The 25,178-nt window shown below is 64.8% G+C and carries 24 protein-coding genes; 8 read left to right on the top strand and 16 right to left on the bottom strand.

Annotation, left to right across the window (positions count from 1 at the left end; genetic code table 11):
• The first annotated feature begins 130 nt into the window (after window positions 1–130).
• The 3 genes from Q4543_RS08100 to Q4543_RS08090 all read left to right on the top strand — a co-directional run bounded on the left by Q4543_RS08100 (window position 131) and on the right by Q4543_RS08090 (window position 3,414).
• Window positions 131–2,098 carry a heme lyase CcmF/NrfE family subunit gene (locus tag Q4543_RS08100; RefSeq protein ID WP_303437330.1) on the top strand — a complete coding sequence of 656 codons (1,968 nt, stop codon included), beginning with the start codon at window positions 131–133 and terminating at the stop codon, window positions 2,096–2,098.
• On the top strand, window positions 2,095–2,553 hold the full coding sequence (locus tag Q4543_RS08095) for a cytochrome c-type biogenesis protein (RefSeq protein WP_303437328.1): 459 nt from the start codon (window positions 2,095–2,097) through the stop codon (window positions 2,551–2,553). Before Q4543_RS08100 ends, Q4543_RS08095 begins: the two co-directional genes overlap by 4 nt.
• Window positions 2,554–2,637: 84 nt before the next feature.
• Window positions 2,638–3,414, top strand: a complete 777-nt coding sequence (locus tag Q4543_RS08090) for an enoyl-CoA hydratase-related protein (protein WP_303437327.1) — start codon at window positions 2,638–2,640, stop codon at window positions 3,412–3,414.
• A 320-nt stretch (window positions 3,415–3,734) separates the two neighbouring features.
• Here the strand turns inward: Q4543_RS08090 and gltA are convergent, their stop codons facing one another.
• Both gltA and gltX read right to left on the bottom strand, forming a co-directional pair.
• Window positions 3,735–5,033: a citrate synthase gene (gene gltA, locus Q4543_RS08085; RefSeq protein ID WP_303437326.1), complete on the bottom strand. Its 1,299-nt coding sequence runs from the start codon at window positions 5,031–5,033 to the stop codon at window positions 3,735–3,737.
• Between the two features lie 105 nt (window positions 5,034–5,138).
• Window positions 5,139–6,545, bottom strand: coding sequence for a glutamate--tRNA ligase (gltX, locus tag Q4543_RS08080; RefSeq protein WP_303437325.1), 1,407 nt, complete (start codon window positions 6,543–6,545; stop codon window positions 5,139–5,141).
• 81 nt (window positions 6,546–6,626) lie between these two features.
• Here gltX and Q4543_RS08075 point away from each other — a divergent pair, with 81 nt between their 5' ends.
• Window positions 6,627–8,669: a ComEC/Rec2 family competence protein gene (locus Q4543_RS08075; protein WP_303437324.1), complete on the top strand. Its 2,043-nt coding sequence runs from the start codon at window positions 6,627–6,629 to the stop codon at window positions 8,667–8,669.
• Here Q4543_RS08075 and lexA read toward each other — a convergent pair.
• From lexA to Q4543_RS08040, 7 genes are all read right to left on the bottom strand, one after another.
• Window positions 8,663–9,358 (bottom strand): transcriptional repressor LexA, encoded by a 696-nt coding sequence (lexA, locus tag Q4543_RS08070; protein WP_216004657.1) that lies wholly within the window; start codon window positions 9,356–9,358, stop codon window positions 8,663–8,665. The genes Q4543_RS08075 and lexA overlap by 7 nt on opposite strands.
• A 78-nt stretch (window positions 9,359–9,436) precedes the next feature.
• Window positions 9,437–10,603, bottom strand: coding sequence for a gephyrin-like molybdotransferase Glp (gene glp, locus Q4543_RS08065; protein WP_303437322.1), 1,167 nt, complete (start codon window positions 10,601–10,603; stop codon window positions 9,437–9,439).
• The gene (moaC, locus tag Q4543_RS08060; protein ID WP_303437321.1) at window positions 10,600–11,076 is read right to left on the bottom strand and encodes a cyclic pyranopterin monophosphate synthase MoaC; all 477 of its coding nucleotides are present in this window, start codon (window positions 11,074–11,076) and stop codon (window positions 10,600–10,602) included. Before moaC ends, glp begins: the two co-directional genes overlap by 4 nt.
• Window positions 11,073–11,876: an indole-3-glycerol phosphate synthase TrpC gene (gene trpC / locus Q4543_RS08055; protein WP_303437320.1), complete on the bottom strand. Its 804-nt coding sequence runs from the start codon at window positions 11,874–11,876 to the stop codon at window positions 11,073–11,075. The genes moaC and trpC overlap by 4 nt, the downstream gene beginning before the upstream one ends.
• A complete protein-coding gene (locus tag Q4543_RS08050; protein WP_303437319.1) occupies window positions 11,873–12,523 on the bottom strand; it encodes a uracil-DNA glycosylase in 651 nt (216 codons plus the stop codon). The genes trpC and Q4543_RS08050 overlap by 4 nt, the downstream gene beginning before the upstream one ends.
• Window positions 12,520–13,542 carry an anthranilate phosphoribosyltransferase gene (gene trpD / locus Q4543_RS08045; protein WP_303437318.1) on the bottom strand — a complete coding sequence of 341 codons (1,023 nt, stop codon included), beginning with the start codon at window positions 13,540–13,542 and terminating at the stop codon, window positions 12,520–12,522. The genes Q4543_RS08050 and trpD overlap by 4 nt, the downstream gene beginning before the upstream one ends.
• On the bottom strand, window positions 13,539–14,120 hold the full coding sequence (locus tag Q4543_RS08040; RefSeq protein ID WP_303437317.1) for an aminodeoxychorismate/anthranilate synthase component II: 582 nt from the start codon (window positions 14,118–14,120) through the stop codon (window positions 13,539–13,541). The genes trpD and Q4543_RS08040 overlap by 4 nt, the downstream gene beginning before the upstream one ends.
• 186 nt (window positions 14,121–14,306) lie before the next feature.
• On the opposite strand from Q4543_RS08040, the gene Q4543_RS08035 reads away from it, so the two are divergent.
• On the top strand, window positions 14,307–15,776 hold the full coding sequence (locus Q4543_RS08035; protein ID WP_303437316.1) for a polysaccharide deacteylase family 2 protein: 1,470 nt from the start codon (window positions 14,307–14,309) through the stop codon (window positions 15,774–15,776).
• 9 nt (window positions 15,777–15,785) lie between these two features.
• Here Q4543_RS08035 and Q4543_RS08030 read toward each other — a convergent pair whose 3' ends face one another.
• The gene (locus tag Q4543_RS08030) at window positions 15,786–15,959 is read right to left on the bottom strand and encodes a hypothetical protein (protein ID WP_216004665.1); all 174 of its coding nucleotides are present in this window, start codon (window positions 15,957–15,959) and stop codon (window positions 15,786–15,788) included.
• A 145-nt stretch (window positions 15,960–16,104) separates the two neighbouring features.
• Between Q4543_RS08030 and Q4543_RS08025 the strand changes: the two genes are divergently transcribed.
• Complete coding sequence (locus Q4543_RS08025; protein WP_303437315.1) at window positions 16,105–17,187, top strand: PA0069 family radical SAM protein; 1,083 nt, start codon at window positions 16,105–16,107, stop codon at window positions 17,185–17,187.
• Here the strand turns inward: Q4543_RS08025 and Q4543_RS08020 are convergent.
• A complete protein-coding gene (locus Q4543_RS08020; RefSeq protein WP_303437314.1) occupies window positions 17,184–17,846 on the bottom strand; it encodes an HAD family phosphatase in 663 nt (220 codons plus the stop codon). The genes Q4543_RS08025 and Q4543_RS08020 overlap by 4 nt on opposite strands.
• Before the next feature lie 212 nt (window positions 17,847–18,058).
• Here Q4543_RS08020 and Q4543_RS08015 point away from each other — a divergent pair, with 212 nt between their 5' ends.
• Both Q4543_RS08015 and Q4543_RS08010 read left to right on the top strand, forming a co-directional pair.
• Window positions 18,059–18,757: a sulfotransferase family 2 domain-containing protein gene (locus tag Q4543_RS08015; RefSeq protein ID WP_303437312.1), complete on the top strand. Its 699-nt coding sequence runs from the start codon at window positions 18,059–18,061 to the stop codon at window positions 18,755–18,757.
• 32 nt (window positions 18,758–18,789) lie between these two features.
• Window positions 18,790–19,905, top strand: coding sequence for a Ppx/GppA phosphatase family protein (locus Q4543_RS08010; protein ID WP_216004935.1), 1,116 nt, complete (start codon window positions 18,790–18,792; stop codon window positions 19,903–19,905).
• 96 nt (window positions 19,906–20,001) lie between these two features.
• On the opposite strand, the gene Q4543_RS08005 is transcribed toward Q4543_RS08010, so the two are convergent.
• The 5 genes from Q4543_RS08005 to mmsB form a co-directional block, all read right to left on the bottom strand.
• On the bottom strand, window positions 20,002–21,216 hold the full coding sequence (locus tag Q4543_RS08005; RefSeq protein ID WP_216004669.1) for an NADP-dependent isocitrate dehydrogenase: 1,215 nt from the start codon (window positions 21,214–21,216) through the stop codon (window positions 20,002–20,004).
• A gap of 178 nt (window positions 21,217–21,394) precedes the next feature.
• Window positions 21,395–22,603, bottom strand: a complete 1,209-nt coding sequence (locus Q4543_RS08000; protein WP_303437311.1) for a multidrug effflux MFS transporter — start codon at window positions 22,601–22,603, stop codon at window positions 21,395–21,397.
• Window positions 22,604–22,776: 173 nt separating this feature from the next.
• Entirely contained in the window at window positions 22,777–23,412 is a 636-nt protein-coding gene (locus tag Q4543_RS07995; RefSeq protein ID WP_303437310.1) for a DsbA family protein, read from the bottom strand.
• Window positions 23,413–23,472: 60 nt separating this feature from the next.
• Entirely contained in the window at window positions 23,473–24,114 is a 642-nt protein-coding gene (locus tag Q4543_RS07990) for a Crp/Fnr family transcriptional regulator (protein ID WP_303437309.1), read from the bottom strand.
• 174 nt (window positions 24,115–24,288) lie between these two features.
• Complete coding sequence (gene mmsB, locus Q4543_RS07985) at window positions 24,289–25,158, bottom strand: 3-hydroxyisobutyrate dehydrogenase (RefSeq protein ID WP_303437308.1); 870 nt, start codon at window positions 25,156–25,158, stop codon at window positions 24,289–24,291.
• Between the last annotated feature and the right edge of the window lie 20 nt (window positions 25,159–25,178).

Genomic DNA, 25,178 nt, shown 5'->3' with positions numbered 1-25,178 from the left:
CTGGCAAGATGAAGCGCGGGCGCGGTCTTTGGATCGCGCCTGTTTGTCGTTTCGGGTTGCGACAATGTGATGAGGCGCGCGGCGCGGTTTTCGTTGGCCGGGTCTGCGCCCGTGCCCTATAGATGGGCGCATGATAAACGAGCTTGGACATTTCGCCCTCATCCTTGCCGCGCTGATCGCCTGCGTTCAGGCAGTGGTGCCGATGATCGGTGCGTCGAAACGCTGGCCCGGCTGGATGGCCGTTGCCGAGCCTGCTGCCACCGCGCAATTTCTGCTGACGGCGATCAGTTTCGCCGCCCTGATGCACGCCTTCATCGTTTCGGATTTTTCGCTGAAGCTGGTGGTCGAAAACAGCCATTCCGCCAAGCCGTTGATCTATAAGATTTCCGGGGTTTGGGGCAATCACGAGGGATCGATGCTGTTGTGGGTGTTGATCCTGTCGCTGTTCGGAGCCATGGCCGCGTGGTTCGGGGGCAATCTGCCGCCGACGCTGCGGGCGCGGGTGCTGGGCGTTCAGGCGATGGTGGGCGTGGCGTTCTTTGCCTTTATCCTGTTCACCTCAAACCCGTTCCTGCGCCTTGCGGTGCCGCCGTTCGACGGACAGGATCTCAACCCGCTGCTTCAGGACCCGGGGCTCGCGTTTCATCCGCCGTTCTTGTACCTCGGCTACGTCGGGCTGTCGCTGTGTTTCAGCTTTGCCACTGCCGCGCTGATCGAGGGGCGGGTGGATGCGGCATGGGGGCGCTGGGTGCGGCCTTGGACGCTGCTGAGCTGGCTGTTCCTGACCATCGGCATCGCGCTGGGATCGTGGTGGGCCTATTACGAACTTGGCTGGGGCGGTTTCTGGTTCTGGGATCCGGTCGAGAACGCCTCGTTCATGCCGTGGCTGCTGGCCGCCGCGCTGTTGCATAGCGCCATCGTGGTTGAAAAGCGCGAGGCGTTGAAAAGCTGGACGATCCTGTTGGCGATTCTGGCCTTTGGGTTTTCGCTGGTTGGCACGTTCATCGTGCGGTCGGGCTTGCTGACATCGGTGCATGCCTTTGCCACGGACCCCGAACGCGGTTTGTTCATTCTGGCGATTCTCGTGGTGTTTACCGGCGGTGCGCTGACGCTGTTTGCGGCGCGAGCGGGGACGATGCAGGCCAAGGGCGTGTTTGGCGTGGTCAGCCGTGAATCGGCACTGGTGGCCAACAATATCCTGTTGGCGGTGGCCTGCTTCGTGGTCTTCGTTGGCACGCTGTGGCCGCTGGTGGCCGAGATGCTGTTTGGCCGCAAGCTGTCGGTTGGGGCGCCGTTCTTCAACATGGCCTTCACGCCGTTCATGGTGCTGCTCGGGGTGATCCTGCCCGTTGGCGCGCTGCTGGGCTGGAAGCGTGGCAAGATGGGGCGGGCCTTGCGCCAGCTGGTTCCGGCCTTTGTGCTGGCGGTGGCGCTGGCCGGGCTGGCTTGGGCGATGCAGAGCGGGCGCAGCCTGATGGGGCCGGTGGGCATGTTCCTTGGTGCATGGCTGGTGGCGGGCTCTGTGACCGATCTGCTGACGCGCATCGGGCAGGGGCGCGATTATGGCCGCCTGCTGCGACTGCCGCGCGCCGATTGGGGCAAGGCGGTGGCTCATGCTGGCATGGGTGTGACCATGGCGGGGATCGCCGGGCTGATGGCGTGGCAACAAGAAGACATCCGTGCGGCAAAGCTGAACACCCCGTGGACCGTCGGGGCCTATGAGTTCGAGCTGCTGAACGTCGAGCGGGTGCAGGGACCGAACTGGTTCGCCGATCAGGGCGAAGTCTCGGTGCGCAAGGACGGGGACGAGGTGGCGCATCTTTATCCGCAAAAACGCAGCTATCCCGTCGCCAAGATGCCGACCACCGAGGCGGCGATTCACAACGCCTTTCGCGGCGATATCTACGTGGTGATCGGCGATGCCCAGCAGGGCGGAGGCTGGACGGTCCGAGTGTATCTCAAGCCGCTGGCGAACTGGATCTGGGGCGGGGCGCTGCTGATGGCGCTTGGCGGCGCGCTCAGCCTGTCCGACCGGCGTTTCCGCGTTGCTGCTGGAGCGCGCAAAGCGACGCAGCCCAGCGGAGTGCCCGCCGAATGAAACGCCTTGCCTTGATCTTGCTGCTGTTTTGCGGGCCGGCGCTTGCGGTGCAGCCCGACGAAATCCTCGCCGACCCCGCGCAGGAGGCCCGTGCCCGCGAGATCAGCCAGGGCCTGCGCTGCCTTGTCTGCCAGAACGAGAACATCGACGATTCCAACGCCTCGCTGGCGCGCGATCTGCGCCTGCTGGTGCGCGAGCGGATCACCGCGGGCGACAGCGATGCCGAGGTGATCGACTATCTCGTGGATCGCTATGGCGAATTCGTGCTGCTGCGGCCGACGACCGGGGGCTGGAACTGGCTGCTCTGGGCGGCGGGTCCGCTGCTGTTCCTGTTTGCGCTGGGGCTGGGCGGGCTTTACATCCGCGCCCGCTCCAAGGCCGAGGCCTTGAGCGAAGCGCAGCTCAGCCCCGAAGAGCAGGCAAGGCTGAAGCAGATCCTCGAGGGTGACGGCTGACCGGCATGTGACGCCGCGTCTTGCTTTGCCTTTCCGCGCCGCGCCATGTTTGATGGCGCCTAGCAAGCCAGAGGGAGGCCCGCCGTGATCTATGAAACCATCCGCTACGAGCTGACAGATGGCATCGCGCTGATCACCCTGTCACGCCCGCAGGTGATGAACGCGCTCGACACCCAGATGCGGGCGGAAATCACCCATGCCGTGCAGCAGGGCGAGCGCGCGGCGCGCGTCGTCGTGCTTACCGGCGCGGGGCGGGCCTTTTGTTCGGGGCAGGACCTGGGGGATCGCGAGACGGCGGCCAATCTCGATCTTGAACGGGTGCTGCGCGACGAATACGAGCCGATGCTCAACGCCATCACCCAATGCCCGGTGCCCACCATCGCTGCTGTCAACGGGGCGGCCGCGGGCGCGGGGGCCAATCTGGCGCTGGCGCATGACGTGGTGATCGCGGCCGAAAGCGCCTTCTTCATGCAGGCCTTTACCCGGATCGGGCTGATCCCGGATGCGGGCGGCACATGGGCGCTGCCCCGGCAGGTGGGGCTGGCCAAGGCAATGGGCGCGGCGCTGTTTGCAGATCGGATCAGCGCGCGGCAGGCCGACGACTGGGGGATGATCTGGGAAGCTGTGCCGGACGCCGAGTTTGCCGCCCGCTGGCGGGCGCGGGCCGAGCATCTGGCCAAGGGGCCGACGGCCGCTTTCGGGCGCATCAAGACCGCGCTGCGCGGCGCGTTCGAAACCGATCTTGAAGGGCAGCTGCGGCTGGAATCCCGCCTGCAAGGCGAATGCGGCAAGACCCGCGATTTCAAGGAAGGCGTGGTGGCGTTTCTTGAAAAGCGCGCGCCACGTTTCGAAGGGCGCTGAAGCGCGGATCGCTGCGGCGCGGCCTGACCGCAGCCGTTTCGGGATCGCCCCCGTCCTTTCCCTCGTCCTTTGCGCCCGTGCCGGCGTCGCATTGCTGCGGGTCGGGCAGGTTGCCGGCTTCGAGGACAGTCGGGATTGGCGCATCAGGTTGCTGTCGCTCGGGGCCACCGGAACGCCCGGCGGATCATCGCCGTCCGACTTCGGCGGCCTGCCCGTGGACCTCTGTTGATCGCCTGTCGGGGCTGGCTGCAAGGCCACAAGGAAAAAGACCGGCCCCCGTGCGGGGAGCCGGTCCTGGTCATGCGTCGGCGATCACGCGATCAGCGGTTTTCGATATCCGTGTAGTCGCGCGCGGTGCTGCCGAGATAGAGCTGACGCGGGCGGCCGATCTTGTGCTGCGGGTCGGCAAGCTGCTCTTTCCACTGCGACACCCAGCCGACGGTCCGCGACAGCGCGAAGATCGGGGTGAACATCGAGGTCGGGAAGCCCATCGCTTCGAGAATGATGCCCGAATAGAAGTCGACGTTCGGGAACAGCTTCTTCTCGGCGAAGTAGGGATCGGCAAGTGCCTGCTTTTCCAGCTCCTTCGCGGTGGCTAGGATCGGGTTGTTCTCGACGCCGAGCAGGTCGAGCACTTCGTCCGCCGACTGCTTCATCACCGTCGCGCGGGGATCGAAGTTCTTGTAGACGCGGTGACCGAAGCCCATCAGGCGGAACGGGTCGCTCTTGTCCTTGGCGCGGGCGATGTACTCGGGGATGCAGTCGGGCGTGCCGATTTCCTTGAGCATCTCGAGGCAGGCCTGGTTGGCGCCGCCATGGGCCGGGCCCCACAGGCAGGCGATGCCCGCCGCGATGCAGGCAAACGGGTTCGCCCCCGAGGAGGACGCAAGCCGCACGGTCGAGGTCGACGCGTTCTGCTCGTGGTCCGCGTGCAGGGTAAAGATCCGGTCCATGGCGCGGCTCAGGATCGGGTCCACATGATAGGGCTCTGCCGGCACGCTGAAGCACATGTGCAGGAAGTTCGCCGCATAGCTCAGATCGTTACGCGGATACACAAAGGGCTGGCCGATCGAGTACTTGTAGGCCCAAGCCGCGATGGTCGGCATCTTGGCGATCAGGCGGTGCGAGGCGATCTCGCGCTGCTTGTTGTCGGAAATGTCGGTGCTGTCGTGATAGAACGCCGACATGGCGCCAACCACGCCCACCATGGTTGCCATCGGGTGGGCATCGCGGCGGAAGCCCCGGAAGAAATACTGCATCTGTTCGTGCAGCATGGTGTGGCGGGTGATGGTGTTCTCGAAGGTTTCAAGCTCGGTCGCCGAGGGCAACTCGCCGTACAGCAGCAGGTAGCAGACCTCGAGATAATGCGACTTTTCGGCCAGCTGGTCGATGGGATAGCCGCGGTGCAGCAGCTCGCCCTTGTCACCGTCGATGAAGGTGATGGTGCTGTCGCAGCTTGCGGTCGAGGTAAAGCCGGGATCGTAGGTGAAGACACCCGCCTGCGCGTACAGCTTGCGGATATCAAGAACGTCCGGCCCTGCGGTCGGCGAATAAATCGGCAGGTCAAAGGTCTGATCGTCGATCGACAGCGTCGCGGTCTTCGTCGGAGTGTCAGCCATGCTAGTCTCGTTCCTTTCGAAAGGGCCCTCGGGCACCGTCCGGTGCCCTGGCAATCAATCACATGGCCTCGGTCGAAAGGTGAGCCCGGCCCCGAAGGGGTGCGATCACGTCTCGGAGGCCGCTGCCTGCTCGATCCGGAGAATAGCTTCTTCCTTGCCGAGCACCAGCATCATGTCGAATACGCTCGGGGTTACGGCGCGTCCTGCGAGCGCAGCGCGCAAGGGGGCGGCAAGCTTGCCGAATTTTGTCCCTTGTGCCTCCGCGAACTCGGCCATTGTCCCCTCGAGCTCTTCCCGCGACCAGCTAGCACCTTGCAGCTGCGGCGTCAACGTGGCCAGTATACCACGGGATACAGGGTCAAGCGCGGATCGCGCCTTGGCGTCAGGCTCCAGCGGAGCCTCTGCCAGGATAAAATGAGCCTTATCAAGGAGTTCTGGAAGAGTCTTCGCCCGTTCTTTCAAGCAGTACATGCCGCGCTTCAGGCCGTCTTTTTGTGCGTCCGACAGAGCCGGAAGCGCTGCCGCGGCCAGATAAGCCTCTATTTCATGCAGCAGCGCAGCATCGTCCGCGGCCGCGATATGCTGGCCACACAGATTTTCCAGCTTCTTGAAGTCGAGCCGCGCCGGGGCCTTGTTGATTCCCGACAGATCGAACCACGCCTGCGCCTGCGCATCGTCGAAGAATTCGTCGTCGCCATGGCTCCAGCCAAGCCGCGCCAGATAGTTGCGCATGCCTGCCGCCGGATAACCAAGCTTTTGATATTCATCGACGCCAAGCGCGCCGTGGCGCTTGGACAATTTCTTGCCATCGGGGCCGTGGATCAGCGGAATATGGGCATAGACCGGCAGTGGCCAGCCCATCGCGGTATAGATCCCCATCTGCCGCGCGGCGTTATTAAGGTGATCGTCGCCGCGAATGACATGGGTCACCCCCATGTCGTGATCATCGACCACCACGGCGAGCATATAGACCGGCGTGCCATCCGAGCGCAGCAGGATCATGTCGTCGAGCTGATCGTTGCGGATGGTGACACGGCCCTGCACCTCGTCCTCGATGACGGTCTCGCCGTCTTCGGGGGTGCGCAGACGGATCACGAAGGGCGCGTCGGGGTGGGCTGAGGCATCGGCATCGCGCCACGGGCTGCGGAACAGGGTCGAGCGGCCGTCTTCCTTGGCCTTGTCGCGGAAGGCGGCGATTTCCTCTTGCGTGGCAAAGCACTTATAGGCAGCGCCTTGCGCCAGCAGTTGATGCGCGACCTCGGCGTGACGCGGCGCGCGGTCGAACTGGCTGACCACCTCGCCGTCATGATCGAGCCCCAGCCAGTCGAGCCCGGTCAGGATCGCCGCAGTGGCTTCGGGGGTCGAGCGGGCACGGTCGGTGTCTTCGATGCGCAGCAGGAACTTGCCGCCGCGGCCACGGGCGTACAGCCAGTTGAACAGAGCCGTGCGCGCGCCCCCGATATGCAGGTATCCGGTGGGAGACGGCGCGAAACGGGTGACGACAGCGGACATGGGATCTTAACCTCTCGGTAACCAAAAATGGCGTAGGGTTTCAGTCATCCCTCTAACCAGCGGACAGGGTCGGGGCAAGTCATGCGGCAGATCCTCTCTGGGCTTGAGGGTGTATTGATCGGGCAGCGCGGGCATCTGTTCCCTTGGGTGCCGGTTGCACTGGGCATTGGCATCGGGCTGTACTTCCTCCCTGGCTTCGAGCCGGCAGTCGAGATGCTATCGCTGGCGGCCCTTGCCGGGGTCGGGCTGCTGGTGCTGTCGCGACGGCTTGGGGTGGGGCACGCACCCCTTGTCGTCGCGATGGGTCTTATGGCCTGCGGCTTTGCGCTGGCCGGTGCACGGGCGCATATGGTCGCCGCGCCGCAGCTGTGGTTCCGCTACTACGGCCCGATCGAAGGGCGGGTCGTCGCCATCGACCGCTCTGCCTCGGATGCGCTGCGGCTGACGCTTGACCGGGTGATGCTGGCCCGGATGGACCCGGCGCGCACGCCCTACCGGGTGCGGGTGTCGCTGCACGGCGAGCAGGGGTTTCTTGAGCCGCGCCCCGGTATGCGGGTGATGATGACCGGGCATCTCAGCGCGCCCGGCGGCGCTGCCGAACCCGGCGGCTTTGATTTTCGCCGCCATGCATGGTTCCTGAAGCTGGGCGCGGTCGGCTATACTCGCACCCCCGTGCTGCTGCTCGAACCTGCGACCGGCGGGCAATGGATTTCACGGGCGCGGATGGTGCTGTCGGCGCGGGTGCAGGCGGCTCTGCCGGATGAGACCGGGGCCTTTGCCGCCGCACTGATGACCGGCGATCGCTCTGCCATGTCGCAACAAAGCATCGAGGCGCTGCGCCACAGCAACCTAGCGCATCTGTTGGCAATTTCGGGCCTGCACATGGGGTTGCTGGCGGGATTCGTTTTTGGTTCGGCGCGGATTGCCTTTCTGCTGCCACCTCGGGCACGGCATCATTGGCCCGGCAAGAAAATTGCCGCAGGCATCGCGCTTGTCGCCTCGGCGGGCTACCTGGCGCTGTCCGGGGGCAACGTGGCGACGGAGCGCGCCTTCATCATGGTGGCGGTGATGCTGCTGGCGGTGATCTTTGATCGGCGGGCGTTGTCGCTGCGCGCCGTGGCGCTGGCGGCGATGATCGTGCTGCTGCTGCGCCCCGAGGCGTTGTTGGGTCCGGGGTTCCAGATGTCCTTCGCTGCGACGGTGGCGCTTGTCGCCGTCTTCGCAGTGTTGCGGGATCGCGGCACGGAACGCGGGGCACCGGGCTGGGCACGACCGGTTCTGACCCTTGTGGTGTCCTCGGCAACGGCCTCCATGGCCACCGCGCCGATCGCCATGGCGCATTTCAACCTGTTGTCGCATTACGGGCTGGTCGCCAATCTTGTCGCCGTGCCGGTGATGGGGGTGCTGGTGATGCCGATGGCGGTGGTCGCGGCCTTGCTGATGCCGCTGGGGCTGGAAGCGCTGGCAATGTGGGTGATGCGGCTTGGGCTTGACTGGATCTTGCTTGTCGCGCGCACCGTGTCGGGGTGGGAAGGCTCGCTTGGCCATATCGTCGCGCCGGGGCCTGCGGTTTTGCCGTTGCTCGCGCTCGGCGGCTTGACGCTCAGCCTCTGGCGGGGGCGCGGGCGCTGGCTTGGCGTGCTGCCGTTGGCGATTGCGACAACGCTTTGGCCGCTGTCACAGCGCCCGGACCTGCTGATCGCCGATACCGGTGCGCTTGTCGGCGCGATGACGGACGACGGGCGGGCCTTGTCGCGCCCGAGGGGCGCGGGGTTCCTCGCCGGGATCTGGCTGGAAAACGACGGCGCTGCGCGCACGCAGGAACAGGCGGCGGCGCTTTGGCCCGGCGGAGCCCCCGGCAATGTCGCCCGGATCGAGCTGGCCGGGCTGCGCATCACCCATCTTCAGGGAAAACGGGCTGCATCGGCCTATACCGGCTGCGAAGTTCGCGAGATCGTGGTGTCCAGCGTCGATCTGCCCGATCTGCCCGGCTGCGAAGTCTATGATCCCAAGCGGTTGAGAACCACGGGCACCATTGCGGTCTGGCTCGGGTCAGCCGGGCCGCGTATCGTCACGTCGCGCGGTGCGCGCCTGTGGCACGCACCGCCGCGCAGGCGTCAATAGCTGCGGATCAATCCCACAAGTTTGCCCTGAACCTTGACCGATCCAATCGGCAAGACCCGCGGTTCATAGGCAGGGTTCGCGGCTTCGAGAACGATCACCTCGCCCTTGCGACGGAAGCGCTTCAACGTTGCCTCGTAGCCATCGACCTGAGCAACAACGATATCGCCATTTTCGGCCGCCGATGTCTCTCGGATGATGACGACATCTCCGTCATTGATCCCGGCGTCGATCATTGAGTCGCCCTTCACCTCAAGCGCGTAATGATGTGAATTCGACGCCAGCATCGCTCCGGGTACGGCAATGCCAGCGGGATTGTCGGAAATCGACTGGATCGGCACACCGGCCGCGATCCGGCCCATGACGGGCAATTCGACCGCATCAATGCTGGCAACCGGGCGCGCGCCGCTTGGCAATTTGTCGGGACGGTCGCCATCGATCACTTCGGGGGTGAAGGTCGTTGACGCCCCGCCCAGCGTTTCGGGCAGTTTCACGATCTCGATAGCGCGGGCGCGATGGGGCAGGCGACGGATGAAACCGCGCTCTTCCAGAGCGGTGATCAGGCGATGGATACCGGACTTGCTGCGCAGATCGAGCGCCTCTTTCATCTCGTCGAAACTGGGCGGCACACCATCGCGTTGCAGCCGCTTGTTGATGAAATCGAGAAGGTCGAGCTGTTTCTTGGTCAGCATTCTTGGTTTCCCTGCCTGATGCCCCTTTGTTCTAGCCATGTTCCCTATTTGTGTCAATGGCCTGCGGGCCACTTCTCGTCAGAGAGGAACGTACTCCACGATGTCTCGCGCAGGGCGAGCGGGGTCGTGCGGCGGGCGGACCACCAGTGCGTTTGCCTCGCCCAGAATGCTGAGAAGAGAACTGTCCTGACGGTCGAACACGCGCACCCCATCCGGCCCCAACCGCGCCCGCATATAATGCTCTCGCGGACCGTTCGCGCCCAGATTACTGGCCAGCGGCGCCTGTTTGCGCGGCGCGGCGGCGCGTGGAAGGCCAAGCATCGCGCGGATCACTGGAAGCAGGAAGATATGCCCGCAAATGATTGCCGAAACGGGATTTCCCGGCAGGCCGATCATCATGCTGCCGCCAAGACGGCCCGACATCAAAGGCTTTCCGGGGCGCATTGCGACCTTGTGAAAGGCGCGCTCAAGGCCAAGATCTGCGGCGACTTTCGCGACCAGATCGTGATCGCCAACCGAGGCGCCGCCGATGGTCACCACCATATCGGCGTCGTCGATCAGGCCGAAAACCGTGCGCAGGGCGCTGTCGCTGTCACGGGCGATCGGCAGCAGGCGCGGCTCGGCTCCGGCGGCGAGCAGCATCGCATGCAACGCAAAGGTGTTCGAGGCGATGATCTGGTCAGGGCCGGGGTTTTCGCCCGGCATGACCAGCTCGTCGCCGGTCGAGATCAGCGCGACCTTCGGACGCCTCGCAACCGGCACCATCGCGATGTTCATCGAGGCCAGCAGCGCGATATCCTGCGGGGTCAGGCGGCGCGGTGCCTGTATGGTGTCTCCGATATGAAAATCGCAGCCCGCGGGGCGGATGTTATCGCCAACTCCAAGCCTGTCGGTGACAAGGATTTCGTCTCCGGAACGATCTACATCTTCTTGAATGATAACGGTATTTGCGCCTGTCGGTACCGGCGCGCCGGTAAAGATCCGAACCGCTTCACCCGGCCCGACAGAGCCGTCAAAGCCCAGCCCGGCGGCAGATTCCCCGATCACCTTCAAGCGCATCCCCGGCGCAGCGGCACATGCGGCGTAGCCATCCATTGCCGAGGCGGAAAAGGGCGGCTGCTCACGGCGGGCATAGACCGTCTGGGCCAGTACCCGTCCGTTCGCCTCAAGCAGTGGCACCTCTTCGCAGGGCATCTGTCCGGCAAGGGAAAAAAGCCGGTCGAGCGCGTCGGATACAGTGATCATGGTGCCTCGTAGAGGCCTGATTTTCCGCCATCTTTGAGGATCACGCGGATGCCGCCGATCTGCATGCCGCGGTCAACCGCCTTGGCCATGTCATAGACGGTGAGCGCTGCGGTCGAGACCGCTGTCAGCGCCTCCATCTCGACACCGGTGCGCCCGGTGGTCTTGACCGTCGCCTCGATGCGAAGACCCGGCAGTGACGGATCGGGCCGCAGATCGACCGACACCTTGCTGACCGGAAGCGGGTGACACAGCGGGATCAGATCCGGGGTCTTCTTGGCCCCCATGATCCCGGCAAGCCGGGCGATGCCGATCACATCGCCTTTGGCAGCGCGTCCTTCGGTAATGATCTCAAAGGTTTCGCGCTCCATCTTCACCCAGCCCTCGGCGGTGGCGACGCGCGCGGTTTCCGGCTTGTCAGAGACATCCACCATATGGGCATTGCCGCTGGCGTCGAAATGGGTCAGCCCGCTCATGCTGCCACCGGATCGCGCAGCAGCTGCCGTGTTGCGGTTTCGACATCGGGCTGGCGCATCAGGCTTTCGCCGATGAGAAAGCTCCGCGCGCCATAGGCAGCCATGTCCGCAAGGTCCGCAGGGCTGTTCAGGCCGCTCTCCGAGACCAGAAGACGCTCGGGCGGCACGGTTTTCGACAGCAGGCGCGTTGTCGCAAGACTGGTCTCGAAGGTATTGAGATTGCGATTGTTTATGCCGATCAGCGGTGACTTCAGCAGCAGCGCCCGGTCGAGTTCTGCGGCGTTGTGCACCTCGATCAGTGCATCCATGCCCCAGGAGGTCGCCGCGTCTTCAAGTTCGGCGGCCTGAGCATCCGAGACGCTGGCCATGATGATCAGGATGCAATCGGCCCCGAGGGCGCGGGCCTCGGCGACCTGATAGGTGTCATACATGAAATCCTTGCGCAGCGCCGGCAAAGACGTTGCAGCGCGGGCTTCGACAAGGAACTGCTTGGCGCCCTGAAAAGACGGTGTGTCGGTCAGGACCGACAGGCAGGTCGCGCCGCCACGCTCGTAAGCGGCGGCCAATGTCGCGGGATGGAAATCTTCGCGGATCAAGCCCTTGGAGGGAGAGGCTTTCTTGACTTCGGCAATCAGGCCATAGCCCGTCTCGCTGGCCTTGCGCAGCGCCTTGGCGAAGGGGCGCACGGGCGATGCATCGCGCGCCTGTGCCTCGATTTCAGCCAGAGGGCGGGCGGCTTTGTCGGCGGCCACTTCCTCGAGTTTATAGGCCTTGATCTTGTCGAGGATCGTCTGGGTCACGGGCGGCCTCCCTGCGGCGTTGTCCAGTTGATGGGGCTTTCGCCCCTTGCAATAAGCCAGTCATTGACGCGGGAAAAGGGGCGCGAGCCGAAAAATCCCCGGCGCGCCGATAGCGGCGAGGGATGCGCCGAGCGCAGGATCAGATGGTCGTCGCCCTGAATGGCAGAGGCAAACCCCTGTGCATGGTTGCCCCACAGAATGAAGGCGCGCGGATGGTCCCCAAGCGTTTCAAGAACTTGGGTGGTCAGTTTTGACCAGCCAAGCTTGGCGTGCGCGCCAGCATTTCCCGCCGGAACGCTCAGCGCACTGTTGAGCAGCAGAACGCCCTGATCGGCCCAGAACCGCAGATCGCCATTGGGCGGGCAGGCGCCGAATTCCGCTTGAAGCTCCTTGTAGATGTTGCCCAGCGAGCGCGGCAGCGGCCGCACATCTGGTTCGACCGAAAAGGCAAAGCCATGCGCATGGCCCGGCGTCGGGTAGGGATCCTGCCCAAGGATCACCACGCGCACCTCTTCGGGCGCAACCGCATCGAGCGCGGCAAAGCGCTGCGCGACCGGGGGCAGGATGTCATCGGCAGCGGTCAGCGCGGCGATGCGCGGCAGATCCTCGGTGAAAAAGGCCAGCGAGGCCCATGCCTTGGGCGTCATGCGGCGGCTTGCGTGGCCTCGGCCAGCGCTGTCACCTTGCCAAGCGCGGCGCCGCTGTCGATGCTCTCGCGCGCCAGCTCCACCCCGGCGCGCAGATCGGCGGCCTTGCCCGCGACCACGATCGCCGCCGCCGCGTTCAGCAGCACCGCATCGCGATAGGCGGTCTTTGCCCCGTTCAGCAGGGCGCGGAAGGCGACCGCGTTCTGGGCAGGGGTGCCGCCAATGATGTCCTCGAATGGGTGCACGGGCAGTCCGGCGTCTTCGGGGTGAATTTCGGCCTCGCGCACTGTGCCGTCTTCTTCAAGCGCGGCCAGCCAGCTGATGCCGGAAATCGCCAACTCATCAGTGCCATCAGAGCCATGCACCAGCCATGCCCGCTCGGACCCAAGCTGGCCCAGCGTTTCGGCCATCGGGCGGATCATCTCGCGCGAGAAGGCGCCGGTGAGCTGGCGCTTGACCGCGGCGGGGTTGGTCAGCGGCCCGAGGATGTTGAAGATCGTGCGGGTGCCCAGTTCGGTGCGCACCGGCATGACGTGCTTCATCGCGGGGTGATGCATCGGCGCCATCATGAAGCAGATGCCGACCTGTGACAGGATCGGTGCGATGGCCGACGCTGGCAGCATCACCTGCACGCCCATTTCCGACAGCGCATCGGCAGAGCCGGATTTCGACGACAGGTTGCGGTTGCCGTGCTTGGCCACCACCACACCGGCGCCCGCGACGACAAAGGCCGCGGCGGTCGAGATGTTCAGCGTGCCCTTGCCATCGCCGCCAGTGCCGACGATGTCGATGGCGCCTTCGGGGGCGGCCACCGCGTTGCATTTCGCCCGCATCACCCCGGCGGCGGCGGCGTATTCATCCACCGTCTCGCCGCGGGTGCGCAGCGCCATGAGAAAGCCGCCCATCTGCGCCGGGGTCGCTTCGCCTTCGAACAGGACCTCGAAGGCCGCGCCGGCCTCTGCGCGGGTCAGGGGGCGGGTGGCGGCGGTGCCGATCAACGGCTTGAGGCGGTCGCTCATGCAGGGACTTTCATCGTATCCAGGAAATTCTTGATCAGCGCGTGGCCATGTTCCGATGCGATGCTCTCGGGGTGGAACTGTACGCCGTGGATCGGCAGATCGCGGTGACGCAGGCCCATGATGGTGCCATCCTCGAGCCAGGCATTGGCGATCAGGCAGTCGGGCAGGGTGGCGCGATCGACCACCAGCGAATGATAGCGTGTGGCCTCGAACGGGTCGGGCAGCCCGTGGAACACGCCGGTGTCGTCGTGATGCATCGTGCCCATCTTGCCATGCACGATTTCGGAATGCTGCACGACCTTGCCGCCAAAGGCCTGCCCGATGGTCTGATGGCCAAGGCAGACGCCGAACAGCGGAATGCCGGTTTCCGCCGCCGCCTCGGTCAGCGCAAGGCAGATGCCCGCCTGATCGGGATCGCAGGGGCCGGGGCTGAGCAGGATGCCCGAAGGCTTCAGCGCCATCGCCTCTTGCACGTTCAGCGCATCGTTCCGCCAGACCTGCGTTTCGACCCCAAGCTCGCCCACATAGTGAACAAGGTTCCAGGTGAAGCTGTCGTAGTTGTCGATGAGCAGAAGCATTGGGGCAATCTCGGGCTGGTAGGATTGGGTTGGTCCGGGGTATACATGCGCCCGGAGAAGGTGCAGCGTCAAGGGCATGCGCCGCAAGCGACCGTCCGGCGAACGGATGGCATTGATGGATGGGCAAGGACAGCCCGCGCCCGGGATCGGCGACGCGGGGACAGGCAGGTCAGGGGACGATTGGCGATGGCGAAGAGCTTTGTCGCAGGGGCGATGGTCGGGTTGGTGGTGTCGGGGGCCGGGGCTGCGGCGCTGTCTTTGCTGATCGGTCCGCCGCAAGCCGTGACGCCCCGACCGGATGTCGAGATCTCGGAGCTGCCTTCGGTTGCGCCGCAGAGCATCGAGCCCGGCCAGCCTGATGTCGGCGAACCCGGGCTCGCTGCGCCCGAAACCGCGCAGACGCCGCCCGCAAGTGTGGCCGCGCCAGAGCTGCCATCCGAGCCGGTCCTCGACACCCCCGAGCCAGAGACTGGCCCGCAGATGAGCGCCGAATCCAGCGCTCCGGCCGCGCCGATCCAGCCAGACCCGGTGGCAAAGCCCATAGACGACGCCCTTGCGCTTGATATGTCGGCGCCCGCCGTCGATGACACCGGCCCCGAAATCCCGTCTGCGCCACGGCCCGAGCTGGCGGTTCCCGCGCCGGTGGCAACGCGTCCTGCGGCACCTGAGCAGATGGTGTCGGCGACAGACGAGGCGCAGGCCGAGCCGGGGGCCGAGCTTTCCACCGCAACGCCCGAGCCGCCCTTGCCGATGCCCGCGCCGATGCCGTCCCCCGTCGATCTTCCGACCATTGGCGCCGCCCCTGTCGGAACCGCAGAAACCGCCCCGCAGGTCAGCCCTGACACGGGCGCGCCGTCGATCGGCGCCCCGGCGCAATCGCTTGTTCACCGCGATGGTCCCGTGCCGAAGCGGCGCTTGCCTAGCATTGGCAGCGCGCCGCTTGCCGATACGAAAGATACCGAAACCGGTCCGTTGCCACCGCTTGTGCGCTATGCCGCCGCCGCTGACATTGCCGAGGGAGAGCCGTTGATGTCGGTGGTGCTCATCGATGACGGCGCTGGACCGCTCGGCCCCGATATGGTCGGGGATCTGCCGTTCCCGGTCAGCTTTGCGGTCTCGTCCTCGCATCCGAATGCCGCTGCGGCGGCGCACGCCTATCGCGCCGCTGGCTTCGAAGTGCTGGCGATGGCCGGTGTGCCGAAGGGCGCGCAGGCGAGCGATGTCGAGGTCAGCCTCGAAGGTGCGCTTGGGGCGGTGCCCGAGGCCATCGGCGTGCTCGAAGATCCGGCGAGCGGTCTTCAGGAGACGCGCTCCGTCTCCGAACAGGCGGCGCAATTCCTGCGCGACACCGGACATGGGTTGCTGATGATGCCCAAGGGCATGGGCACCGGCGAGGCGCTGGCGCAGCGAGTGGGGGTGCCGACGGCGCAGGTGTTCCGCGATTTCGACGGCGCCGGACAGGACCCGCGCGTCATGCGCCGTTTCCTCGATCAGGCGGCGTTCCGCGCCCGTCAGGAGGGATCGGTCGTCATGCTTGGACGGCTGCGCGCCGATACGCTGACGGCGCTGGTGATCTGGGGCATTCAGGACCGCGCGAGCAGCGTCGCGCTGGTGCCGGTATCGGCCATCATGACGCAGGGCGAGGCGCCGGGCTGAGCCGAAAGATCAGGCCGAGCGATCATCGCGCCCGACCGGGGCCATGCCCCATCGCGCCAGCAGTCCCAGCCCCAAAAGCAGCGGAATCACGGTTCCCGCGCCCCAGGACAGAACGGCCCAGACCGTCAGCCCGCCAAGGGCGAGAACGGTTATGATCAGGAAAACCAGGTGGGTCACCGGCATGTTCGCCTCCTATCTACTGTTAAAGATAGGTCTCGCACCCTTGGGAATAAAGCAGATTTCTTCAGGATCGGTGAATTCTTTGCAAACGCGCCGCCTGTCATGTTCAGCCTTGCGAATGTTCGTATAACGTTCCTATTCTTGCGGCATGAGTGCAGAAAGATCCATCAACGCAGAGCGCCGCGCCGGGCGCGGCGCCTCCAGCCGCGATTGCGGGCGGTTCGAACGCCACCGCTATGAAGATGCACATGATGGCTGGGATCTGCCCGAAGAGCTGCCGCCCTTGCGCACCGAGGTCGCGCAAGAGCGGCCGCGCAGCCTGATCAACTATGTGCGCTCGCCGGATGTGCCGTTTGATCGCACCATCAATCCCTATCGCGGCTGCGAGCATGGCTGCATCTATTGCTTTGCCCGCCCGAGCCACGCCTATCTTGGCCTGTCGCCGGGCCTCGATTTCGAGACGAAACTGGTGGCGCGGCCGGACGCGCCCGAGGTGCTGGCGCGCGAATTGCGGGCGCGGCGCTATCGTCCGCAGACCATCGCCATCGGCACCAACACCGATCCGTATCAGCCCATCGAGCGTGATCGCGGCATCATGCGCGCCTGTCTCGAGGTGCTGCGCGATTTCAATCACCCGGTCGCCATCGTCACCAAGGGCACGCTGATCGAGCGCGACATCGACATTCTTGCGGATATGGCGCGGCGAGGGTTGGCGCGGGTCGGGATCTCGGTTACCACGCTGGACGCGACTCTGGCACGGCGGATGGAGCCGCGGGTGCCGTCTCCGAGGCGCAGACTGGCGACGATCCAGCGGCTGAGCGCCGCCGGGATCGAGGTGCGGGTGATGGCTTCGCCGGTGGTTCCGGCGTTGACCGATCCGGAACTGGAACGCATTCTCGAGGCCGGGGCAAAGGCCGGTGCGGTGGCGGCGAGCTGGATCATGCTGCGCCTGCCGCGCGAGGTCTCGCCGCTGTGGCAGGCATGGCTGGCCGAGCATTACCCGGATCGCGCCGCGCGCGTCATGGCGCGCTTGCGCGAGATGCACGGAGGTCAGGATTACAGCGCCGACTGGGGCCACCGGATGCGCGGCGAAGGTCCTTACGCGGAGCTGATCGCCCGCCGTTTCGCGCTGGCAAGCCGCAAGCTGGGGCTGGACCGCAAACTGCCGCCGCTGCGCACCGACCTGTTCGCGCCCCCCGCACGGGCGGGCGACCAGTTGAGCCTGTTCTAGGCGCTCAGCCGGGCTAGAATGCCCTCCAGCGCCGGATCTTCGTAATCGGCGATGGTGATCTTGGCACCGGCTTCGCGTAGGCGATCCTCGGGAAGGCCAGACCGGATGCCGACCGCATAGCCCCCGGACCGTGCGGCGGCGCGCATGCCGCTCGGGCTGTCCTCGAAGACGATACAATCCTGCGGGCGCACGCCCAGCTCGCGCATGGCCAGCAGATAAGGTTCGGGGTCGGGCTTGGCGCGGGCGCATTCATCCCCGATGATCAGCAGCTCGAACCGCATACGCAGGCCAATGGCTTCCAGCATGTATTCGCCGTTTTCGCGCGGCGCATTGGTCACCACCGCCAGCCGCCAGCCCTCGCGGTCCGCCCGGTCAAGCAGCGCCTCGGCCCCTGGCATCGGCGGTGTCCCAAGGCCAAGGCGGTCGCGAAACCGCGCCTCTTTTTCGTCAGAGAGCGCCTGCGGGTCTTCGCCCGGAAACAGCTTGGGAAAGCTGTCGAGGTTGTGGTTGCCGTGAATCTGCGTCTCGTAGATCTGCTGGGTCAGGGTCTTGCCGCGCTCGGCAAACATCTCGGCGAAGACCTCGTAATGAAGCGGGTCCGACAGCAAAAGCGTGCCATCGAGATCAAACAGAAGTGCCTTGCTGCCAGCAATCGCCATGGTTGGTCCTTGTGCGTCTTGAGGGCGCGTCGCGCGGCCCTTTCGTGGCACTGATAGCGGCAAAACGGCTCGGATGCACCCGTTTCCCGCACGGCTGCCCGACCGCTTTTGGGGAAGTGTTTACCGTTGCTTAGGGATGTGCTGCGAGTGTGCCTTGGGCGTCGGGCGTCGGGCGTCGGGCGAATGGCAGACAGCAAGGGGCAGGGCAGCCGATGGTCATCGCGATAGACGCGCACAGGATCGCCTACATGGCGCTGCCGAAGGCGGGGTGTTCCACCGTCAAGGCGGCGCTGGCGCAGATTGATCCAGCCGTCGCGCTGCCGCCCGAGCCTGCCGAGGTGATGCAGTGGCATCAGATCTACCCCACCCGGCGCTTTCGCCCGCATCGCTGGGAAGCCTATGATCATGGCTGGTGGCGCTTTTGCGTGGTGCGCGACCCGTTGCGGCGGATGCTGTCGGCTTATGTCAACCGCGTGGTCGAACTGGGTGAATTACGCAATTCCCGCAAGCTCTTGCGTGGCCGGGTCGATCTGCCGATGGACCCGGACCCGGATTTCTTCTTTTGCAATATCGCGGCCTACATGGATGCGGCGTCGGCGATCCGGCATCACATGCTGCCGGCGTGGCTGTTTCTCGGGCCGGATCTGGCGCGCTACGATCAGATCTACCGAACCGCCGAACTGGCGCAGCTCGGGCGGGATCTGTCGGCGCGCACCGGGCTGCGAGTCGATATACGACATGAGAACAGCTCGTGCCTGCGGCTTGGCCTTGACGATCTGCGCCCCGACACGCAGGCGGCCCTGCGCGAGAGGCTTGCGCCTGAATACCTGTATTTCTCGGGTATGTTCGATAATCCCTTTGTGACCGGGCGGGAACGCGCTTGCGTGGCGGCGTTGCGCCGCGTATCCTGACACCAAGTTGATATTCGGAAAGGCGCATGGAAATGGCGCCAACGCGTCCAGACGGCACGGGCGCAGCATTCCCGAAACCGGTCGAGAGCCCCGAGCCGCACTCGCCCGATCCAAATGCGTTGTATGCAGCGCTGGATCTGGGCACGAACAGTTGTCGCATGCTGATTGCCCATCCCAAGGGCAGCCAGTTTCATGTGGTTGATTCTTTCTCGAAATCCGTCCAGCTCGGTCACGGGCTGGAACGGACCGGGAGGCTTTCGCGTGCCTCGATGACGCGCACCATCGGCGCGCTGCGCGTCTGTCAGCAGAAGATCCGCCGCCATGAGGTGTTGCGGATGCGTCTCGTCGCGACCGAGGCCTGTCGACGCGCCAAGAACGCCCGGGATTTCATCCGTCAGGTTCGACGCGAGACCGGGCTGACGCTCGAGATCATCCAGCCCGAGGAAGAAGCGCGGCTGGCGGTGATTTCCTGCGCGCCGCTGGTCTCGACCCGCACCGAGCAATTGCTGGTCGTGGACATCGGGGGCGGCTCGACCGAGCTGGTCTGGATCGACCTCAGCTCTGTGCCCGCGCGCGAGCGGCCACGGGCGATCATGCGGCTGCACGCCGGGTTCCACCCGCCCGAAAGCCCATTCCCGGCTGCCAAGGTGGTTGACTGGATTTCGGTTCCTCTGGGCGTCGCGACGCTGCGGGATCAGTTTTCCGATGTCGAGGACGACGCCGCCCGCTATGCGTTGATGAGCTGGTTCTTCGAGGAAAACCTTTCGGAATTTGCGCCTTACAAGGATGCGCAATCGCGTGAGGGCTTTCAGATCGTCGGCACCTCGGGAACGGTGACCACCGTGGCCGCGTCGCATCTGGGGCTGCGGCGCTATGATCGCACCAAGGTTGACGGGCTGCGTATGTCGTCTGATCAGATCGAGGCGGTGATCCGCAGGTATCTTGAAATGGGACCGGTGGGGCGGCGCAAGGATCCACGCATCGGGCAGGACCGTCAGGCGCTGATCATGTCCGGCGCGGCGATCCTTCAGGCCTTGCTGCGGCTGTGGCCGACCGACCGGCTGTCGGTCGCGGATCGCGGGTTGCGCGAAGGTTTGCTTTACGCGCAAATGTCGGCGGATGGCGTTCTGGAGGACGGCCCGCTCTGATGCGGCAAGCCTGCCCCGGGAAGTCTTAATCAAAACATCCCGGGACAGGTGGCGCATAGATCTTTGCTATGAAAGATCTATGCGATGCGCAGAGGCTCAGCCGTGCAGCGCCTTGTTCAGGTTTTCGTCGATCTTCTCAAGGAAGCCCATCGTGGTCAGCCATTTCTGATCGGGGCCGACAAGCAGGGCAAGATCCTTGGTCATCCAGCCATCTTCGACGGTTTCGACGATCACCTTTTCCAGCGTGCTGGCAAAGGCCATCAGCGCGGTGTTGTTATCGAGCTTGGCGCGGTGCTTGAGCCCGCCCGTCCAAGCGTAGATCGACGCGATGGAATTGGTCGAGGTCGATTTGCCCTCCTGATGCTGGCGATAGTGGCGGGTGACGGTGCCATGCGCTGCCTCGGCCTCGACAATCATGCCATCGGGGGTCATCAGCTGCGAGGTCATCAGCCCGAGCGAGCCAAAGCCCTGCGCCACGGTGTCGGACTGAACGTCGCCGTCGTAGTTCTTGCAAGCCCAGACAAAACCGCCGTTCCACTTCATGCAGCAGGCGACCATATCGTCGATCAGGCGGTGTTCGTACCAGATCTTCTTGGCCTTGAATTTCTCTTCGAATTCCTCTTCGAAGACCTGCTGGAAGAGATCCTTGAAACGCCCGTCATAGGCCTTGAGGATGGTGTTCTTGGTCGACAGATACACCGGCCAGCCCAGCGACAGGCCGTAGTTCAGCGAGGCCCGCGCAAAATCGATGATCGAGGCGTCGAGGTTGTACATCGCCTGATAGACGCCGGCGGACGGGGCATCGTAGACGTCTTTCTCGATCACCGTGCCATCTTCGCCGACGAATTTCATCGTCAGCTTGCCAGCGCCCGGGAAAGCGAAATCCGTCGCCTTGTACTGGTCGCCAAAGGCATGGCGGCCGATCACGATCGGGCGGGTCCAGCCGGGGACGAGGCGCGGCACGTTGCGGCAGATGATCGGTTGGCGGAAGACCACGCCGCCGATGATGTTGCGGATGGTCCCGTTGGGGGATTTCCACATTTTCTTGAGGCCAAATTCTTCGACCCGCGCTTCGTCCGGCGTGATCGTGGCGCATTTCACTGCGCAGCCGACCTCGAGCGTCTTTTCGGCGGCGTCGATGGTGATCTGGTCATTCGTCGCATCGCGGCTTTCGATACCGAGATCGTAATAAAGCAAGTCGATGTCGAGATAGGGCAGGATCAGTTTTTTCTTGATGAAATCCCAGATGATACGGGTCATCTCGTCGCCGTCCATCTCGACGATCGGATTGTCGACCTTGATCTTCGACATGCGGAATCCTTTCCTTTTGCATGCGGGGCATGTTGCGCGCTGTAGAGCAGAATCAAGTGAAGAAAAAGCTCTGTATGCATTTGCATACCGAATTATCACGCGGCGGTGATATTCATGGTCACGATGTAACCATTTGGAAAGGAAACCGGGGCTAGATGAAGTCGATGAATGCTGCTTTTTATTGCCGAGCTTCGACCCGAAGCAGCCAGAGCATGCCGGAAAGGGCCAGACATTCGAGAATGAGGATCGCGGCGGCGAGGGGCAGGGGCGTGCCGTTGAACAGCAGCCCGACCGGCGCCGCGATGATCACCGCGATAACCGTTGCAATCGCGCCGATCAGCGAGGCGGCAAGCCCGGCGATATGGCCGACCGGCTCCATCGCGATGGCGTTGATGTTGCCGACGGTCAGCCCCAACTGGAAGAACACCGACCACTGCCAGAACAGGAAGATCCCGAAGCCCCAGTACCGCGGCAAGCCCACCAGAAAGGCGGTCAGCGCCAACGCAGACATGATGACGCCAGCGCACAACATGGAGCGGATCACCGAGCGCATCCCAAAGCGCATCACGATCGACGCGTTCAGCAGGCTGCCCGACGCGGCACACAGGGCGACCACTGCAAACCAGATTGGAAAGCTCTCGCCCATGCCGAAGCTGACGTCGTAGACTTGCTGCACCGACGAGATCATCGCGAACATCATCCCGAAGATCAGCGCCTGAATCAGGATGGCGATGCGCACCACCGGGTTGCCGAGCAGTTCCTTCACCGCCGCCCTCAGAGAGGCAATGCTGAACGGTCGGCGTTTTTCGCGCGGCAGCGTCTCGGGAAGGCGCAGGATCAGCCAGAGTGACGAGACCGTCGCCAGCAGCACGAAGGCCCAGAAGATCGCCCGCCAGCCGCTCAGGTCGATGATCAGCGCCCCGATCGACGGCGCAACCGCCGGGAACAGGGTGAAGACCATCATGACAAAGGACATGATCCGCGCCATGGACCGGCCTGAATGCAGGTCACGCACGATGGCAAGCGCCACAACCCGCGGCGCGGCTCCGCCCAGCCCCTGAAGCATGCGCGCGAACAGCAGGCCTTCAAGTGAATCTTCTGATGCCGCCAGCAGCGACATCGCGATATACAGCGCCGCGCCGCACACGATCACCGGCTTGCGCCCGAAACTGTCCGACAGCGGCCCGGTGAACAACGTGCCGATGCCCATGCCCAGAACGAAACTGGTCACCACCAGCTGCGCCCGGTTGAGATCATCCGGTGTCAGTTCGGCCCCGATGTCCGGCAGCGCGGGCAGCATGGCGTCGATGGAAAAGGCGATGGTGGCGAACAGCGTCGCTAACAGGGCGATGAACTCCACGCGTCCGGGGGCAGATATGGTGCGCAAGGGGGGCCTCGGGATTCGGGTGCTTTAGGGAGGATCCCCGCCGCCGGGCAGACCGCCCTGACGGGCGACGGGAAAAGACTGCTCCGGGCTAACGGAAAAATATGTATACAAACAAGTCGCAACCTCCCCGCCGGCCTCACATCCCCGTGATCGGAGATGGCAGGAGGGGCCGCTCAGGCCTCTTGCGCGGCGATTTCGGAAAGCACCTTCATCCACAGTTCGGTCGGCTGGGCACCGGGCACCGCGTGCTTGCCCGCAACGACGAAGGTCGGCACCGAGGTCACCCCCATGCCGCGCGCTGCCGCGTCCATCTCGAAGATCTCGCGCTTGTCGGCATCGCTGTTCAGCAGACGCATCACCACGCTGGCGTCCAGCCCGCAGGCATCGGCGATATCGCCCAGAACCTCGCGGTCGCCGATGTCGCGCCCTTCGGTGAAATAGGCGGCGAACAGGGAAGAGATCACCGCGGTCTGCACGCCTTCGATCCCGGCCCAGAGGATCAGGCGATGCGCATCCACCGTCGAGGGCGTGCGCTTGATCGCATCGAGGTGCATCGTCAGGCCGCTGGCCTCGGCTTCCTGCGCGACGGGCATGTAGGCGTTGATCGCGCCCTGCCGTCCGCCGAATTTCGTTTCGAGATAGGTGCGCCGATCCATGCCCTCTGCCGGCATGTCGGGGTTCAGCATGAACGGGCGCCAGCGCAGGGTGAACGGGTGCCCGGGCGTGGCCAGCAGCGCGGCGTCAAGCCGGGCCTTGCCGATGTAACACCAAGGGCAGATAGGATCCGAGAATATATCGAGCGTAACCATGGCAAACGTCCTTTTTACAAGCGTTCTAGCAGGGCTGCTCGCCGGATGCGACAGCGGATGTCAGCGATCGGCCTCGGCAAGGCTTTGCAGCGCGGCAGCGTCGAGAATACGCACGGTTCCGCGGTCCAGCCCGACGATGCCACGCCGGGCCAGCGCGTCAAGCCGGCGCGAGACGACCTCGCGCGCAGAGCCGATCATGCTGGCGATTTCGGCGTGGGTGGCGTGCAGGCTGCCGCCTTCGGCGCGGTTCAGCAGGGTTTCGGCAAGGCGGCATTCGATGCGCTGAAAGGCCACGCGCTCAAGCAGGTGCATCATCCCCTGCATGCGCTGCCCGAAGGCGGTAAAGACAAAGCTGCGAAAACCCGCGTCTTCGTCCATCAGGCGCAGGAACAGCCCGCGCGGGATCAGCACGAGGCGGGCATCATCGCGGGTGATCGCCTCGCCGCTGTAGGGTTCGTCGCCGAGCAGGCCCAGCGTGGTCTGCACGCAGCTTTGCCCCGGCTCGACCGCGTAAAGCAGGATCTCGCGCCCGGTGGGGCCGGTCAGGAAAACATCGATCTGCCCCGACAGGATGATGACAAACCCCTGCACCGCATCACCGGGACGAAACAGCACGGTGCCGCGCGGCGCATCGAACGGCGTCAGCGCGTTCAGCGCGCTGCGGGTGGCGGCGGTAAAGGCGGCGGTCTGTGTCCAGCTCATGCGGGCCTTTCGAAGCTTGGCCGCAAAACGCCCGATTGCGGTCTGCCCACATCATCTGCCACGACGCTGCCGCCCATTGCCATCCATATGACGCGACCTGCGCCAATTTCTCGCAGCTCTCGTGGGCACCATGCGCGGCCAGCGATGCGGCACAAAGCGTCCGTAGCGCCCTGATCAACGTCCGCGCGTTTCGAACCTTGGCAGCATGGCCGAGAAATCCTTGCCGCGGCCGGATTCATCTTCGACGAAGGTCCGGTAAAGCTCCAGCGCGCGCGCGCCCATCGGGGTGTCGGCGTCGGCAGCCTCGGCAGCCTGCTGCGCGAGGCCGAGATCCTTCAGCATCAGCTCGGCGGCAAATCCCGGCTTGTAGCCGTTGTCAGCGGGCGAGGTCGGGCCGACGCCGGGCGCGGGGCAATAGGCGTTCATCGACCAAGAATAGCCCGAGGACGTCGACACCACATCGAACATCGCGGCGCGCGACAGGCCCAGCTTGTCGGCCAGCGCAAAGGCTTCGCAGGTGGCGATCATCGTCACGCCAAGGATCATGTTGTTGCAGATCTTGGCCGCCTGACCATTGCCCGAGGGGCCGCAATGCACGGCCTTCTGGCCCATGATCTCGAACAGCGGTCTGGCAGTGGCAAAGGCCGCATCACCGCCCCCGACCATGAAGGTCAGTGTGCCTGCCGCCGCGCCGCCAATCCCGCCCGAAACCGGCGCATCCAGCGCGCCAAGCCCCGCCGCCTGCGCTTGTTCGGCGACCTCGCGGGCGCTTTGCACATCGACGGTTGAGCAATCGAGCAGCACCGCGCCGCTGCTCATCGCGGGAATGACCTCGGCGGCGACGGCGCGCAGGATGGCGCCATTGGGCAGCATGGTGATCACCACCTCGGCGCCGCGCACGGCCTCCACCGCCGATGGCGCGGGGGCAACCCCCGGCGCGCTGGCGCCGGCAACGTCAAAGCCGGCGATGTCATGCCCGGCTGCGGCAAGGTTGGCGGCCATGGGCGCGCCCATGTTGCCAAGCCCGATAAAGGCGATTTTCATGGGTTTCTCCTCCGCTTGGA

The sequence above is a fragment of the Salipiger sp. 1_MG-2023 genome, from assembly GCF_030547555.1.
Taxonomy (GTDB): domain Bacteria; phylum Pseudomonadota; class Alphaproteobacteria; order Rhodobacterales; family Rhodobacteraceae; genus Salipiger.
Note: the sequence above shows the minus strand (reverse complement) of the source record. Positions and strands in the feature narration are given on the sequence as shown.